Genomic DNA, 15,425 nt, shown 5'->3' with positions numbered 1-15,425 from the left:
GACCGCATTACTTCCCCGACAGCAGGCGCAAGGCCTCGCGGGCCGCGGCCTGCTCCGCGGCGCGCCGGCTGCTGCCGATGCCCAGCGCACGAACGCCGAGTGAGGCAATGGCGCACTCGATCTCGAACTCCTGCGCATGGGCCTCGCCACGCGTGGTCAGCAGCGCATATTGCGGCAACGGTTGCCGCTGCGCCTGGAGAAACTCCTGAAGGGCCGTCTTCGGATCCTTGCCGGAGTCACTTGGGTCGAGTTGCTCGAGCAGCGAACTCAGCAGCCGCTCGATCACGGAACGGGCCGCGTCGAATCCGGCGTCGAGAAAGATGGCACCGATGATGGCCTCGAGGGCGTCTGCCAGGATAGAGGGGCGGCGGAAGCCTCCGCTCTTCAGTTCCCCCTCGCCCAAGCGCAGATGGTCGCCCAGGCTCAGACCTTGCGCGACCTGTGCCAGCGCCTCCTGCCGCACCAGATTGGCGCGCTGCCGTGACAGATCCCCTTCACGGAGATCGCCGAATCGCCGGTACAAGAGGGACGCGACGACGCAATTGAGCACCGCGTCGCCAAGGAACTCGAGCCGTTCGTTGTGCGGCGAACTATGACTGCGGTGGGTCAGTGCCTGCCGCAGCAGATCGGCATTGCCGAACTGATGCCCCAGGGCCGTTTCAAGACGACCCATATGACTCACTTGAGCGAACTGCCCTCGTAATCCATGACCAGACTGACGTTGGCAAACAGAGGGATCTTGTCCTGATAGGCGAAGGAAACAACGAGTTGTCCTCCTTCCTTGGTGACTTCGATGTCCTGAGAGGTAATCTTCTTGAAGTTGTCGATTTCTGCGTGCTTGTCGAACGCCTTGCGAATGTCGGGGACGCTGGCACTCTGCAATGCGCTGTCCTTCCCGACCGTCTTCGCCGCTTTGAGAATCTTGTAGTACTCGATCACCGACGGCGTGACTTTCATGCCCAATAGGGCAGCCGGAATGATGATCGCGATTCCCATCAACAGGCCGGAAAGACTGACGCCACGTTGCCTTTTCATGCTGTCCCCTACTTGAATGAACCGATGCGCTTGAGATCGCTGAAGTTGAACCAGATGAAGAAGGCCTTGCCGACCAGGTTCTCGTCCGGAACGAAACCCCAGACCCTGCTGTCCTGGGAGTTGTCGCGGTTGTCGCCCATGGCGAAGTAGTGCCCCGGCGGAACCTCGCATATGACGCCCTCGCTATTGTAGATACATTTGTCGCGGAACGGGAACGCCAGGGCATGCGAGATGAATGGCGGCGCATCGTCCTCGATCAGCGTGTCGTGCGCCACCGGGCCAAGCTGCTCGATATAGCGAGGCGTATAGAAGAGGCGCTCCTTGTCGAGATAGTCGCCGCCGCGCTTGATCGCCATCGGCTGGCCGTTGATGGTGAGCCGCTTGTTCTGCCAGGCGACCTTGTCGCCGGGGAGGCCGACAATGCGCTTGATGTAGTCGAGCGAGGGATCGACCGGATAACGGAAGACGACGACGTCCCCGCGCTGCGGCGAGTTCAGCTCGACGATCTTCTTGTTGATGACCGGCAGGCGGATGCCGTAGGTGTATTTGTTGACCAGGATGAAGTCGCCGACCAGCAGCGTCGGGATCATCGAGCCCGAGGGAATCTTGAACGGCTCGGCCAGAAAGGAGCGCAGGAAGAATACGATGAGGATCACCGGGAAGAAGCTGGCGCCGTACTCGACCCAGACCGGCTCCTTGGCATCGGGCAAACGTTTCTTGCGGAAGACGTAGCGATCGGCCAGCCACAGCACGCCGGTGGCGATGGTCAACAAAAACAGGATCAGGGCGAAGTTCACGGGGTTTCCTTGCTTGTCGCTACTTGTCGCCGACTCTCAGAACGGCGAGGAAGGCATCCTGCGGGATCTCGACACGGCCGACCTGTTTCATGCGCTTCTTGCCGGCCTTCTGCTTCTCCAGCAGCTTCTTCTTGCGTGTGATGTCGCCGCCGTAGCACTTGGCCAGCACGTCCTTGCGCATGGCCTTGACGTTCTCGCGGGCGACGATGGTCGAACCAATGGCGGCCTGGATGGCGACGTCGTACATCTGGCGCGGGATCAGCTCGCGCATCTTGGCCGCCAGCTCGCGGCCACGATACGGCGCGTTGGCGCGATGCACGATCACCGACAGGGCATCGACCTTCTCGCCGTTGATCAGCACGTCGAGCTTGACGACGTCGGCGGCGCGGTATTCCTTGAACTCGTAGTCGAGCGAGGCGTAGCCGCGCGACACCGACTTGAGCTTGTCGAAGAAATCCATCACCACTTCCGCCATCGGCATCTCGTAGGTGAGCTGAACCTGGCGGCCGTGGTAGGCCATATTCACCTGCGAGCCGCGCTTGCTTTCGCACAGGGTGATGACCGCACCGAGATAGTCCTGAGGCACGAATATCTTGGTGGTGATGATCGGCTCGCGAATCTCCTCCACCTTCTGCGTTTCGGGCAGTTTGGAAGGATTCTCCACTTGGATCAGCGTGCCGTCGCGCATCAGCACCTCATAGACCACCGTGGGTGCCGTGGTGATCAGATCCTGATCGAATTCGCGCTCCAGCCGTTCCTGCACGATCTCCATGTGCAGCAGGCCGAGAAAGCCGCAGCGAAAGCCGAAGCCGAGCGCCTGCGAGACTTCCGGCTCGTATTGCAGCGACGCATCGTTCAGATGCAGCTTTTCCAGCGAATCGCGCAATCCATCGTACTGATTGGCTTCGATCGGGTAGAGGCCGGCAAAGACCTGCGGCTTGATTTCCTTGAACCCCGCCAGCGGCGCAGCCGCGCGACGGTCAACCGTGGTCACGGTGTCGCCAACCTTGGCGGCATGGAGTTCCTTGATGCCGGAGATGACGAAGCCGACCTCGCCGGCCCGCAATTCGCTCCGCGCCAGCGACTTGGGTGTGAACACACCGACCTGTTCGCACAGGTGCGTGGAACCGGTCGACATCAGCAGTATCCGGTCCTTGGCACGCACCACGCCGTCGATGACGCGCACCAGCATGACCACGCCTACATAGTTGTCGAACCAGGAGTCGATGATCAGCGCCTTCAGGGGCGCAGCGGGGTCCCCCTTGGGCGGAGGGATGCGGCTGATGACAGCTTCCAGCACATCATCGACACCCAGGCCGGATTTCGCCGAGCACAATATCGCGTCGGTCGCATCGATGCCGATCACGTCCTCGATTTCCTGGCGCGCGTTGTCGGGGTCGGCCGCCGGCAAATCGATCTTGTTCAGCACGGGCACCACATCGACGCCCAATTCGATCGCCGTGTAGCAATTCGCCACGGTCTGGGCCTCGACGCCCTGCGAGGCGTCGACCACCAGCAGCGCACCTTCGCAGGCCGACAGGCTACGCGAGACCTCGTAGGAAAAATCGACGTGGCCCGGGGTGTCGATCAGGTTGAGGTTGTAGACCTTGCCGTCCCTCGCCTTGTACTGCAGCGATGCGGTCTGCGCCTTGATGGTGATGCCGCGCTCGCGCTCGAGATCCATCGAATCGAGCACCTGGGCTTCCATTTCACGGTCCGAGAGTCCACCGCAGCGCTGGATGATGCGATCGGCCAGGGTCGATTTGCCGTGGTCGATGTGGGCAATAATGGAAAAGTTGCGGATATGGTCCATCGGGACAAACAAAAAAGGTGCCGTTTCAGCACCTTGGGGCAGCTTGCGAGGGCTGAATTCTAGCGGATTTCAGGGGTGCCCGCTCAAGTACTCGCGCACTTTCGCGGCATCGAGAAAATAGTGGCAAAGCTCGATGCCATCGGCTTCGAGCACGGGCACGAAATCGTTATATTTCGATTCCAGCGCCGGGTCGGCGTCGATGTCGATCACCTCGACCTCGAAGGCATGCTCGCCGCGCAGGTCCTCCAGCGCGGCGAGCATGTCGTGGCAGAGATGGCAGTATCCACGGCCGTAAAGCACCAGCTTACTTATCGCCGACCCCCTTGATGGTGATAAATGTCTGTGCCTCGCCGCGCCTGACCAGCAGAGTGATCGTGGAGTTCTTGTCGAACTTGGCCAACAGGCCGTTGAACTGCTCGACCGCATTGATCTCGGTATGGACGCCCTTGCTGACCAGAGCCAGGATCACGTCGCCGGGTCGCAGATCCGTCCGCGCTCCGCCGTTGCGGACATCCTCGACGACGAGACCGTGACTCACGCCCAGCTGCTTGCGCTGCTCGGCCGACGGCTCGGACAGCACGAGGCCGAGCTTGTTCGAGACGGCCGGCTCGGTCGCCTTGCCACCCTTGCCGCGCGGCGCCTTGCCGGCAAGCTTCTCCTCCGACATCTCGCCGACGGATATGGTGATGTCCCTGGTGGCACCCTTGCGCCAGACCTGCACCGTGCTCCTGGTACCCGGCTTGGTCGAACCGACCATGCGCGGCAGGTCACCCGACGAATTCACCACCTTGCCCTCGAACTTGAGAATGACGTCGCCGGTTTCGATGCCGGCCTTCTCCGCCGGCGAACCCTTTTCCACCGCCGTGACGAGCGCGCCACCGGGCTTGGTGAGACCGAAGGACTCGGCCAGTTCCTTGCTGACCTCCTGGATGGTCACGCCGAGGCGGCCACGACTGACCTTGCCGCCGGACTTGAGCTGCGCCTGTACGTCCATCGCCACATCGATCGGAATGGCGAAGGCGATACCCTGATAGCCGCCCGAGCGGCTGAAAATCTGCGAATTGATGCCGATGACCTCGCCTTTCATGTTGAACAACGGGCCGCCCGAATTGCCGGGGTTGATGGCGACATCGGTCTGGATGAAGGGAACGTAGTTCTCCTGCGGCAGCGATCGGCCCTTGGCGCTGACGATGCCGGCGGTGACGGTGTTCTCGAAGCCGAAGGGCGAACCGATGGCGGCGACCCACTCACCGACGCGCAGCCGCGTGGTGTCGCCGAGTCGGGCGACGGGCAGGCCGCTGGCCTCGATCTTGATCAGGGCCACGTCGGTGCGCTTGTCGCTGCCGATCACCTTGGCCTTGAATTCGCGCTTGTCGGTCAGCTTGACGACGACCTCGTCGGCGCCATCGACGACGTGGGCGTTGGTGAGGATGTAGCCATCGGCGCTGATCACGAAGCCCGAACCCAGCGACTTGTTCTCGAAGTCGCGCGGCACCTGCGGGTGGCGCGGGATGAAACGCTTGAACAGTTCGAACGCCGGATCGTCCTCGTCGAAGGGGAACTGCGGCATGCCGAGGCGGTTGCCGCGAATGATCTGCGTCGTGCTGATGTTCACCACGACCGGGCCCTGCTTTTCGGCGAGGTCGGCGAAGTCGGGAAGGGCACTGCTCTGGGCGAAAGCCAGGCCGGCGAGACAGAGCAACCAGAAGGAAAGCAACAGGCGTTTCATGGCGTCAGGATTCCTCGTGAAGACGGGGTTGTAAACGAATGACCTGCGATTGGAGCGAAATGCGCGGCCAGGGTTCCCGTCGCAGTGAAGCGCGTCTGACCACCAGCAGGCCAATGCCGAGGCCGAGTCCCAAGCCGATCAGGGCATAGGCATCGGCGCCTCCCAGCCGCATCCCGGCCGCAGCGCCGGCGATACCCAACATCAGCGGTAGCAGGTAGCTCAACAGTGCCGCCTTGATCACGCCGCCGTCGGGCATCGTGATGGTGACGGTGTCGCCGGGTCGCGCACCCACGTCGTTCAGGAGCCGGTACTGACGGGGCGACGCGGTCGATCCCAACAGGCCGCTGCCGCAGCCACCCTGGGACTTGCAGCTACCGCAGCTGCCGCCGTTGACGACCTCGACCCAGGCGAAGTCACCCTCTAGGCGCGTCACGATGCCGGAACTGACATTCCCGCTTGCGCTGTCGGCGACAGTCATTTCCGGCGGCCCTCGATGCCATCCCCGAGCCGCCTGAGGGTGACCGGAGGCACGTCGCCCAAGACTACGATGAGATGCTCGCCGAGGAGTCGCTTGTAAACGTTGAGCGCTCCCATCTTGAAGAACCCCGTCTCCGCCGGCGTTTCGCCCAGCGGGTCGATGAATACGGAGACGGCCGCGAGGCCGTCGGAAAACACCCAGTGCATCCCCGGTGGCGCATCGGCGCGGGCCTGGCGTTTCATGCCGGATATCTTGCGAAAGCCGGCGGGTAGCGCGCGGAAATTCCAGGCGCCGTCGTCGGCCTTGTTCTCGGTGGTTACCGACTGGTGCACGCGCCAATCCTGGGTTTTCATGCGGGCCGCCGGCTTGATCGCCTCGCGATCGATCGGCCCGCCGATCCGCAGTTCGGTAAAGGCGAAGGTTTCGAGCGGCTCGCCGCGTTCGCCGATGCGGCTGGCCTTGACCAGCAGACCGGACTGGGTATCGACCCACCATTGATGGCCGTAGCGCAGTTCGTCGCGCGGTTCGATCGATATCGCCTGCGTCTCCAGCCCTGCCACGCGACCGGCGGCACCCTTCTTCACGACATAGTTCTCGCCGATGCCGCCGCCGAAGCTGGCCGGCAGCAAGGCCGGGAAGCTGTGTCCACCGGGCCGCCGTTCGACGATGACCGTGCGCGTTTCCGACAGGAAGCACTGCACCTCATCATTGATGCGCACCACTTCGCGCGGGCTGCCGTCGAGGACCTCGAGGCGCTCGGCTTCGCCGGCCGCGTCGACCAGATGAGTGATGCGCGAGGTCTCGTTAATGCTGCCGCTTTGATAGACGAAAGTACCTGTATAGCTGAGCCGCTTCGCCGCCTGGCTGGCGCGCTGCAGCCATTGCATAGCGTCGGCCTGGGCGTGGGCGAGGAACGGATGCAGCAGGGAGAGCCCTCCGAGCAGCATCAGGCGAGCGGCATGCGCACGCATCATCTGCGCTCGCCTCCACCGACAACAGAAACCGTACGGATATGCTGTGTTCCGCCCAGAACCTGCGTCGCCGGGATATGTGCCTGGTGGGCGGCAAGATAATCCTGCATTTCGCTCCGGGCGAACGGTGCCACGCTCGCGGCTGTGGCAACGGAGGCGATTGCTGTCTCCTGGGCCGGTGCCGCCTTGACCATGGGCCCCGGACCGACCGGCGCCGAGAAGGCCACCCAGCCGACCACGCCCACACCGGCGACCGAAGCTGCCAGGGCCAGCAGCGGCCTGTGCCAGGCATCGGCTCGCGGCGGACGCGGTGCCAGCACCGTGACATCGTGGGCCAAACCCGCCATCACGCGCGTCGCGAGGCAGGCGCCTAGCTGGTCCTCGTGGCGCAGCGCGGCGCCGATGGTCTGATATTCATCCCAGGCCCGGCGCAGCTCACCCTCGTCGCGCAGCGCGGCAAAGGCCGCCCTGGCTTCGTGGGCCCCGAGTTCGCCATCGAGCAATGCGGAAACGTCGCTCTTCATCCTCACCACCTCCGGTCGGGCCCCGTGTCCAGCAGGGGCCGCAGCTTTTGCGCGATCACCTCGCGCGCCCTGAAAATCCTCGATCGCACCGTGCCAATGGGACAATCCATCACGTCCGCGATCTCCTCGTAGGAAAGCCCGTCGATCTCGCGCAGGGTGATCGCCGTGCGCAATTCCTCGGGCAGGCCCTCCATCGCCTTGTTCACCGTCTCGGCGATCTGCTTCGACATCAACACCCGCTCGGGCGTATCGACGTCGCGCAGCAGTTCGCCGCCTTCGTAATTCTCCGCCTCCTCGCTGTCGACCTCCGTGGTCGTCGGCGCACGCCGACCCTGGGCCACCAGCCAGTTCTTGGCGGTGTTGACACCGATGCGATAGAGCCAGGTATAGAACGCACTCTCGCCGCGGAAATTCGGCAAGGCCCGGTAGGCCTTGACGAAGGCTTCCTGGGCCACGTCCTCCGCTTCGTGCGGGTCGCGTACCAGCCGGCTGACCAGCCGCAACAACTTGCGCTGGTACTTGGTAACGAGCAGGCCATAAGCCTGCTTGTCGCCGGCCTGAACGCGCTCGACCAGCAGCTGATCCGCTTCGCGCTCTCCCATGGGCGGGCAATGTCCCTGTGCAGGTGGTTCCTGTTCTTGTCCGTATGCGGCCCGCCGCAAGCGAGCCGATTTCAGTATACCCGATGCCTGCACCGGCATCGCCGCGCCACGGCTTCATCTGCGCCTAGAGACAGGGCAGGCGCGGGTTTAGTTCCCGACGACCGTGATATAGTCGATCACAGCATGAAAGCGGACTTCCTGCGTCAATTCGACGTTCTCGTCATCGGCAGCGGGCTGGCCGGGCAGGCATTGGCCCTGCGCCTGGCGGACACCTACCGCGTCGCGCTGGTGACGAAGCGGGCTCTCGACGATACCGCGACGGCTTGGGCGCAGGGCGGCATCGCCGGCGTGCTCGACAGCGCCGACTCCATCGAAGCCCATATCCAGGACACCTACACCGCCGGCGGCGGCCTCTGCGATCCGGCGGCGACGCGTTTTGTCGTCGAACACAGCCACGCGGCTATCGACTGGCTGATCGACCAGGGCGTGCCCTTCACCCGCGACAATTCGGCTTTCGGTTTCCACCTGACCCGCGAGGGAGGCCACAGCCACCGCCGCATCATCCACGCAGCCGACGCCACGGGCGCCGCGGTGCAGGAAACGCTGACCGGCAAGGTGCGGGCTCACCCGAACATCACGATTCTCGAAAAGCACATCGTCGTCGACCTCATCACCGGCGCCAAGCTGGGTCTTGCGCGCGACCGCTGCTGGGGCGCTTACGTCCTCGACATCGAGGCCGAGCGGGTGTTCACGCTGGGCGCTACGCACACCGTGCTCGCCACCGGCGGCGCCGGCAAGGTGTACCTCTACACCACCAACCCCGACACGGCCACCGGCGACGGCATCGCCATGGCCTGGCGCGCAGGCTGCCGGGTGGCGAACATGGAGTTCATCCAGTTCCACCCGACCTGCCTCTACCACCCCCACGCCAAGTCCTTCCTCATCACCGAGGCGATGCGCGGCGAGGGCGGCATCCTGCGCCTGCCCGACGGCCATCGCTTCATGCCGGACCACGACCCGCGCGCAGAGCTGGCGCCGCGCGACGTGGTCGCCCGCACCATCGACTACGAGATGAAGCGCCACGGCGTCGACTGCGTCTTCCTCGACATGACGCACAAGGGTGAGGCCTTCCTGCGCGAGCACTTCCCCAACATTCATGCCCGCTGCCACGAACTGGGCATCGACATCGCGCGCCAGCCGATTCCGGTGGTGCCGGCCGCGCATTACACCTGCGGCGGCGTCGTGGTCGATCTCGACGCCCGGACCGACCTGCCCGGCCTCTACGCCATCGGCGAGACGGCCTGCACCGGCCTGCACGGCGCGAACCGTCTGGCCAGCAATTCGCTGCTCGAGTGCGTGGTCTTCGCCGACGCCGCCGCCCGCCACATTCGCGGCAAGAAGGCGGCCAAGGCACCGAGGCTGCCGCAATGGGACGAAAGCCGCGTCACCGACGCCGACGAGGAAATCGTCATCTCGCACAATTGGGACGAACTGCGCCGCTTCATGTGGGACTACGTCGGCATCGTCCGCACCAACAAGCGGCTGGAGCGTGCACTGCACCGCATCAAGCTGCTCGAGCGCGAGATCGACGACTACTATGCCAATTTCCGCGTCAGTAACGACCTGATCGAGTTGCGCAACCTCGTGCTCACTGCCCACCTCATCGTCAGAAGCGCCCAGCGGCGTAAGGAAAGCCGCGGGCTGCATTTCAGCCGCGACTATCCCGCCACGCTGGACCGGGCCCGCGACACCGTGCTGAAGCCGTAGCGATCAGCGACCACCCTGCCCGGCACCGACCCAGAAATCGGTGTCCATGGCGAGGAATTCTTCGTAGGGAATGTAGTGCGAACCGTCGCACGAAAAGGTCAGGCCGACGATGCCGTTGAAGATATTCACCGTGCCCGAGCGCAGGTAGAACATTTCGTCCATCAATCGCAACGCACGAAAGTTGTCGAGCACCGCGCGCAGGCGTTCCGCCGGAATCAGCGCATCGGCAGGATAGGGCTGGCGCGGATAGGCGAGGCAGGTGTCGGGGTCGATCAGCGCCGCAATGTCGAGCATGCGGTAGCGGTAGGGATCGCTGAAGAGCCAGATCACCGCGCGGCTGCTCGAAAAATGCAGCATCACGTGGAAGATGCCGTGGTAGAGCATGAGCTCGGTGACGACGCCGAGCACGGTGTCGATCTGGCGGTCCATGTCGCTGTCGCTGCGATTCTGGTGAAACACGGTGCCGCGGATCGACGGGTCGCCCTTGATCTGCCGCCAATGGCGCGGCTCGACGTAGAGTGTCCGCGTCAGCGGCAGATCGCGCAAACCAAAATAGGCGCCGATGTAGCCTAGCACCTTGCCCGTATCGTCGCGCACGACCTGCAGCGCGGTGAGCGAGGGCCGGCGTTCCTTGAGGCTGATGTACGCGTCGGAAAGCATCAGCGCCGCGCCTGGCGCCACTCCCTGGACGTAGGGCCGCGCCGAACGGTCGCGACCGTAGCCTTCGAGCAGGCCGCCGTGGGCGACGTTGTCGCTGATCTGCACATAGCGGTTGTCGACGACGTAAAGATGCTTGCAATAGGGCAGCCTTTCAAGCGTCGCGGCCAGCGCCTTGTCGAGTTCCTGCCGGTTTCCCCAGACCCGCGCGCAATCGTCGGCCAGGCGACGCATCGGCTCGCGCAGCAATCCCATCAACGCCTTGCGCTGGTGGACAATGCTTTCCTGAAGGGTATCTTCGGGCAGGTCGCTCATGTGACGCACGCTATGTAACCGCCACCTGCCATTTCAACCACAGGCGCAAGCGGCGATGATCATCGGCTGCCATCGCATCGACAGGCAAGGACAACGCCGGGGTGCGCCTTGCCGATTGCAGCGACAGGACGATCAGCCCGGGCAGAACCGTGGTTTGCCCCTGGACTGTCGCGGGGAGACGTGTGCCGAGTGCCGTCCCGACCTCCAGTGCCCCGCCCTTGCCGAGATGCAGTACGACAATGGCGGGCTTCCGCACGCGATGAAAGCCACGCCAGGCAGAAGCGACGATGGCAGCGACGAGCAGAGCCTTGAATGGCGTCGGAACGGCAAGCGGCCAGAGCAGGCCCAGTGCGACGAGATGCGCAAGCACCTGCGACAGCAGGAGACTGCGCGAACTGCGCAGGGCGATCGTCATGGGCAGCTGCACTGCCCCGCCTCGTCAGACCCGCCGGAACACCAGCGTGCCGTTGGTGCCGCCGAAGCCGAAGTTGTTCTTGACGGCAACATCGATTTTCATCTGCCGCGCCGTGTTGGCGCAGTAGTCTAGGTCGCACTCCGGATCCTGCTCGAAGATGTTGATCGTCGGCGGCGACACCTGATGGTGGATGGCCAGAACGGTCAGAGCCGATTCGAGGCCGCCGGCGCCGCCGAGCAGGTGCCCGGTCATCGATTTGGTCGAATTAACGACCAGCTTCCTTGCGGCATCGCCCAGGGCCAGCTTGATGGCCTCGGTCTCGTTCTTGTCGCCGAGCGGCGTGGAAGTGCCGTGGGCGTTGATGTACTGCACTGCGTCGGCGTTGATGCCGGCGTCGCGCAGCGCGTTCTGCATGCTGCGGCAGGGGCCGTCGGTGCTCGGCGCCGTCATGTGATAGGCGTCGCCGCTCATGCCGAAACCGGACAGTTCGGCGTAGATGCGGGCGCCGCGCTGCTTCGCATGCTCGTACTCTTCCAGCACCAGCACGCCGGCGCCCTCGCCGAGGACGAAGCCGTCGCGACCGGTGTCCCACGGACGGCTGGCCGTCGCCGGATCGTCGTTGCGCGTGGACAGTGCCTGCGCCGAGGCGAAGCCGCCGACGGCGAGCGGCGTCACCGTCGATTCGGCGCCGCCGCAGACCATCACGTCGGCATCGCCGTACTGGATGGTGCGCAAGCCCAGACCGATGGCGTGCAGGCCGGTCGTGCAGGCCGTCACCACGGCAAGGTTGGGGCCCTTGAGACCGAACATGATCGAAAGGTTGCCCGAGATCATGTTGATGATGGTGCCCGGGATGAAGAAGGGCGATATCTTGCGCGGTCCGGACGCAAGGTAGTCGTCGTGCGTCTCCTCGATCATCGGCAGGCCGCCGATGCCGGAACCGATATTGACGCCGATGCGCTCGGCGTTCTCGGGGGTGACGGTCAGGCCGGAATCCTTGATGGCCTGGATGCCGGCGGCCATGCCGTAATGGATGAAGACATCCATACGGCGGGCTTCCTTGGCCGAGAGATAGGCCGTGATGTCGAAACCCTTGACCTCGCCGGCGATGCGCGCCTTGAAGGCGGCAGGGTCGAAACGCGTGATCGGGCCGATGCCGCTCTTGCCAGCGACGATGTTGTCCCAGGTTTCGGCTACGGTATTGCCGACCGGGGAAATGATCCCGAGGCCGGTGACGACGACTCTACGGCGCGACAAGGTGCACTCCCAAGCGGTTTGAAGATTACTTCAGGTGAACCTTGACGTAGTCGATAGCCTGCTGAACGCTGGTGATCTTCTCGGCTTCCTCGTCCGGAATCTCGCACTCGAATTCCTCTTCGAGGGCCATCACCAGCTCGACGGTATCCAGCGAATCCGCGCCCAGATCGTCGACGAAGGACGACTCGTTCTTGATGTCGGCTTCATTGACGCCCAGCTGCTCGGCGACGATCTTCTTGACGCGTTGTTCGAGGTTCTCCATTGCCTGCTCCTGTGGTGAGAAAAACTGCTGCATTCTACCAAACTCGGCGGAATCACCGAGATCAGCTCATATACATTCCGCCGTTGACATGTAGCGTGTTGCCGGTGATGTAACCGGCACGCGAACTGGCTAGGAACGCCGTGGCGGCCGCGATGTCTTCGGGCTGGCCGGCGCGGCCCGCCGGGATGCGCGACAGCAGTCCGTTGCGCTGCGCCTCCGGCATTTCCTTGGTCATGTCCGTGTCGATGAAGCCGGGCGCGATGCAATTGACCGTGATGTTGCGGCTGCCGAGTTCCTGCGCCAGCGAACGCGTCAGGCCCTCGACGCCGGCTTTGGCCGCGCAGTAGTTGGCCTGCCCGGGATTGCCCGAGCTCGCCACCACCGAAGTGATGTTGATGATGCGGCCGAAGCGGGCCTTCATCATCGGGCGCATCACCAGCCGGGAGAGGCGGAACACCGCCTTGAGGTTGGTGTCGATGACGGCATCCCACTCCTCGTCCTTCATGCGCATGGCGAGGTTGTCGCGGGTGATGCCGGCGTTGTTGACCAGCACCGACACGGCGCCGAATTTCTTCTCGATCTCGCCGAGCAGGGATTCGCAAGAGGCAGCATCGGTGACATTGAGCACCGCACCGATGCCGGCGACACCGGCTGCTTCCAGCGCCTTCTGGATATCCGCGGCGCCGGCTTCCGACGTCGCGGTGCCGATCACCGTGGCGCCCTGGGCACCGAGTTCGAGCGCGATGGCGCGGCCGATGCCGCGCGAGGCGCCGGTGACCAGCGCGATCTGTCCCTTGAGCATGGCTTAACCCTTCACTGCGGCCAGCGTCGCCTCGACGCCGGCCAGATCGTTCATCGCACCGCCGGCGAGGCCGTCGGCGCAGCGTTTGGTCAGTCCTGCCAGCACCTTGCCCGGACCGCATTCATAGACATGGCTGACGCCGGCCGCCTGCATGGCCCGCATGGTCTCGACCCAGCGCACCGGCGCGGCCGCCTGGCGCACCAGCGCGGCCTTGATGGCCTCGGGCTCCGTGGCCGTGGCGACATCGACGTTATTCACTACGGGGATGCGCGGCGCGTTGAAGCTCAGGCCCGCCAGTGCGGCCTGTAGGCGCTCGGCGGCCGGCTGCATCAGCGAGGAGTGGAAGGGCGCGGAAACCGGCAGCATCACCGCACGCTTCGCCCCCTTGGCCTTGCAGCCTTCGGCCGCGCGCTCGACGGCCGCCTTGTGGCCGGCGATCACTGTCTGTTCCGGCGAATTGAAATTGACGGCCTGCACGGCCTGGCCCTGCGCAGCCTCGGAGCAGATCGCCTTCACGGTTTCAGCGTCCATGCCGAGGATCGCCGCCATGGCGCCCTCGCCCGCCGGCACGGCATCCTGCATGGCCTTGGCGCGCAGTTCGACCAGCGGCACGGCATCCTTCAGTTCGAGCACGCCGGCAGCGACGAGCGCCGAGTATTCGCCGAGGCTGTGGCCGGCGACCATGGCGGGTTGCACGCCGCCCTTGTCCAGCCACAGGCGCCAGACTGCGATGCCGGCCGTCAGCATCAGCGGCTGGGTGTTGACCGTCTGCGACAGCGCTTCTGCCGGGCCTTCGGCCACCAGTTGCCAGAGGTCGCGACCGAGTGCTTGCGAGGCCTCATCGAAGGTGGCGCGGATGACCGGGCTGTCGCCGTAGGCGGCCATCATGCCCAGCGATTGCGAGCCTTGGCCCGGAAAGACGAATGCAAACTTCATTCTGTTCCTCGTGAGTCTTCAGTGAAAGCTAATGCCCGCGCCAGCGGGCGTTACGCCGGAACTAAACACGAATGCGAATTTCATGCTGGTCGAGATCAGAGTTTGAGCAGGGCCGCGCCCCAGGTGAAACCGCCGCCGACGCCTTCGAGCAGCACCGTGTCGCCGGCGCCGACTTTTCCCGAGCGCACGACTTCGTCGAGCGCCAGCGGAATGGAAGCCGCCGAGGTGTTGCCGTGGCGATCCACCGTGACGACGCACTTCTCCGGCGGCACGTGCAACCGCTTCGCCGTCGATTGCAGGATGCGGACATTGGCCTGATGGGGAATCAGCCAGTCGAGTTGGTCGGCCGTCATGTTCGCGGCGGCGAGCACCTCGTGGGCGACGTCGGCCAGCACCTTGACGGCGAACTTGAACACGGCCTGGCCGTCCATGCGCAGGAAGGGATCGCCGACCGCCTTGCCGCCGCAGACCTGGCCCGGCACCGAGAGAATGCCGTGATGGCTGCCGTCGGCGTGCATGGCCGTCGCGAGAATGCCCGGCTTATCGGAAGCCTCGAGCACCACCGCGCCGGCACCATCGCCGAACAGCACGCAGGTGCCGCGATCGCTCCAGTCGAGGATGCGCGAGAACACCTCGGCACCGACGACCAGCGCGCACTTGTGCGAGCCGGAGCGGATGAACTTGTCGGCCACGGTCAGGGCATAGACGAAGCCGCTGCACACCGCCTGCAGGTCGAAGGCCGCGCCGCCGTTGGTGACGCCGAGCTTGGCCTGCAGCAGCGCCGCCGCGCTGGGGAAGACGTAGTCGGGCGTCGAGGTGGCGACGATGATGAGATCGACGTCGTTGGCCGGGCGGCCGGCAGCCTCGAGCGCGCGCTTGCAGGCTTCGAGCGCCAGGTCGCTGGCGGCGACACCCTCGCCGGCTAGGTGGCGGGCGCGGATGCCGGTGCGCTCGGCGATCCAATCGTCGGAGGAATCGAGGCCATGCGCCGCGATCAGTTCGGAATTCGAGACGGGCGCGCCGGGCAGATAGCTGCCGGTGCCGGTAATGCGGGAATGAACAATG

Annotated in this window: 18 protein-coding genes; 1 reads left to right on the top strand and 17 read right to left on the bottom strand. The window is 64.6% G+C overall.

All coding sequences use genetic code 11. From position 1 onward, the window contains the following. Positions 1-7: 7 nt before the first annotated feature. From rnc to rpoE, 10 genes are all read right to left on the bottom strand, one after another. Positions 8-673: a ribonuclease III gene (rnc, locus tag EJE94_RS11045; RefSeq protein WP_121241441.1), complete on the bottom strand. Its 666-nt coding sequence runs from the start codon at positions 671-673 to the stop codon at positions 8-10. Between the two features lie 5 nt (positions 674-678). Next, positions 679-1,035 carry a DUF4845 domain-containing protein gene (locus tag EJE94_RS11040; protein WP_121241439.1) on the bottom strand — a complete coding sequence of 119 codons (357 nt, stop codon included), beginning with the start codon at positions 1,033-1,035 and terminating at the stop codon, positions 679-681. 8 nt (positions 1,036-1,043) lie between these two features. After that, the gene (lepB, locus tag EJE94_RS11035) at positions 1,044-1,832 is read right to left on the bottom strand and encodes a signal peptidase I (RefSeq protein WP_121241437.1); all 789 of its coding nucleotides are present in this window, start codon (positions 1,830-1,832) and stop codon (positions 1,044-1,046) included. Positions 1,833-1,851: 19 nt separating this feature from the next. Then, positions 1,852-3,645 (bottom strand): translation elongation factor 4, encoded by a 1,794-nt coding sequence (gene lepA / locus EJE94_RS11030; RefSeq protein ID WP_121241435.1) that lies wholly within the window; start codon positions 3,643-3,645, stop codon positions 1,852-1,854. Between the two features lie 69 nt (positions 3,646-3,714). Next, entirely contained in the window at positions 3,715-3,945 is a 231-nt protein-coding gene (locus EJE94_RS11025) for a glutaredoxin family protein (protein ID WP_243642591.1), read from the bottom strand. A 4-nt stretch (positions 3,946-3,949) separates the two neighbouring features. Continuing rightward, positions 3,950-5,374 carry a DegQ family serine endoprotease gene (locus EJE94_RS11020; RefSeq protein WP_121241433.1) on the bottom strand — a complete coding sequence of 475 codons (1,425 nt, stop codon included), beginning with the start codon at positions 5,372-5,374 and terminating at the stop codon, positions 3,950-3,952. Positions 5,375-5,378: 4 nt separating this feature from the next. Then, on the bottom strand, positions 5,379-5,852 hold the full coding sequence (locus EJE94_RS11015) for a SoxR reducing system RseC family protein (RefSeq protein WP_121241431.1): 474 nt from the start codon (positions 5,850-5,852) through the stop codon (positions 5,379-5,381). Then, positions 5,849-6,826 carry a MucB/RseB C-terminal domain-containing protein gene (locus tag EJE94_RS11010; protein ID WP_207855911.1) on the bottom strand — a complete coding sequence of 326 codons (978 nt, stop codon included), beginning with the start codon at positions 6,824-6,826 and terminating at the stop codon, positions 5,849-5,851. Before EJE94_RS11010 ends, EJE94_RS11015 begins: the two co-directional genes overlap by 4 nt. Beyond that, positions 6,823-7,347, bottom strand: a complete 525-nt coding sequence (locus tag EJE94_RS11005) for a sigma-E factor negative regulatory protein (RefSeq protein WP_121241429.1) — start codon at positions 7,345-7,347, stop codon at positions 6,823-6,825. Before EJE94_RS11005 ends, EJE94_RS11010 begins: the two co-directional genes overlap by 4 nt. A 2-nt stretch (positions 7,348-7,349) precedes the next feature. Beyond that, positions 7,350-7,949, bottom strand: coding sequence for an RNA polymerase sigma factor RpoE (rpoE, locus tag EJE94_RS11000; protein WP_121241427.1), 600 nt, complete (start codon positions 7,947-7,949; stop codon positions 7,350-7,352). Between the two features lie 198 nt (positions 7,950-8,147). Here rpoE and nadB point away from each other — a divergent pair, with 198 nt between their 5' ends. Continuing rightward, positions 8,148-9,716: an L-aspartate oxidase gene (gene nadB / locus EJE94_RS10995; RefSeq protein WP_207855939.1), complete on the top strand. Its 1,569-nt coding sequence runs from the start codon at positions 8,148-8,150 to the stop codon at positions 9,714-9,716. Positions 9,717-9,719: 3 nt separating this feature from the next. On the opposite strand, the gene EJE94_RS10990 is transcribed toward nadB, so the two are convergent. The 7 genes from EJE94_RS10990 to EJE94_RS10960 form a co-directional block, all read right to left on the bottom strand. Beyond that, entirely contained in the window at positions 9,720-10,688 is a 969-nt protein-coding gene (locus EJE94_RS10990; protein ID WP_121241423.1) for a PDC sensor domain-containing protein, read from the bottom strand. Positions 10,689-10,698: 10 nt separating this feature from the next. Then, a complete protein-coding gene (locus tag EJE94_RS10985; protein WP_124962453.1) occupies positions 10,699-11,103 on the bottom strand; it encodes a protein YgfX in 405 nt (134 codons plus the stop codon). Between the two features lie 24 nt (positions 11,104-11,127). Further along, entirely contained in the window at positions 11,128-12,360 is a 1,233-nt protein-coding gene (fabF, locus tag EJE94_RS10980) for a beta-ketoacyl-ACP synthase II (protein ID WP_121241419.1), read from the bottom strand. Between the two features lie 25 nt (positions 12,361-12,385). Then, a complete protein-coding gene (gene acpP, locus EJE94_RS10975; RefSeq protein ID WP_121241417.1) occupies positions 12,386-12,622 on the bottom strand; it encodes an acyl carrier protein in 237 nt (78 codons plus the stop codon). Positions 12,623-12,683: 61 nt separating this feature from the next. After that, positions 12,684-13,424 carry a 3-oxoacyl-ACP reductase FabG gene (gene fabG, locus EJE94_RS10970; protein ID WP_121241415.1) on the bottom strand — a complete coding sequence of 247 codons (741 nt, stop codon included), beginning with the start codon at positions 13,422-13,424 and terminating at the stop codon, positions 12,684-12,686. Between the two features lie 3 nt (positions 13,425-13,427). Next, entirely contained in the window at positions 13,428-14,360 is a 933-nt protein-coding gene (gene fabD, locus EJE94_RS10965) for an ACP S-malonyltransferase (protein WP_121241413.1), read from the bottom strand. Between the two features lie 95 nt (positions 14,361-14,455). Next, positions 14,456-15,424: a beta-ketoacyl-ACP synthase III gene (locus EJE94_RS10960; protein ID WP_121242226.1), complete on the bottom strand. Its 969-nt coding sequence runs from the start codon at positions 15,422-15,424 to the stop codon at positions 14,456-14,458. Position 15,425 lies beyond the last annotated feature (1 nt).

The organism is Sulfurisoma sediminicola, assembly GCF_003865015.1.
GTDB lineage: Bacteria > Pseudomonadota > Gammaproteobacteria > Burkholderiales > Rhodocyclaceae > Sulfurisoma > Sulfurisoma sediminicola.
Note: the sequence above shows the minus strand (reverse complement) of the source record. Positions and strands in the feature narration are given on the sequence as shown.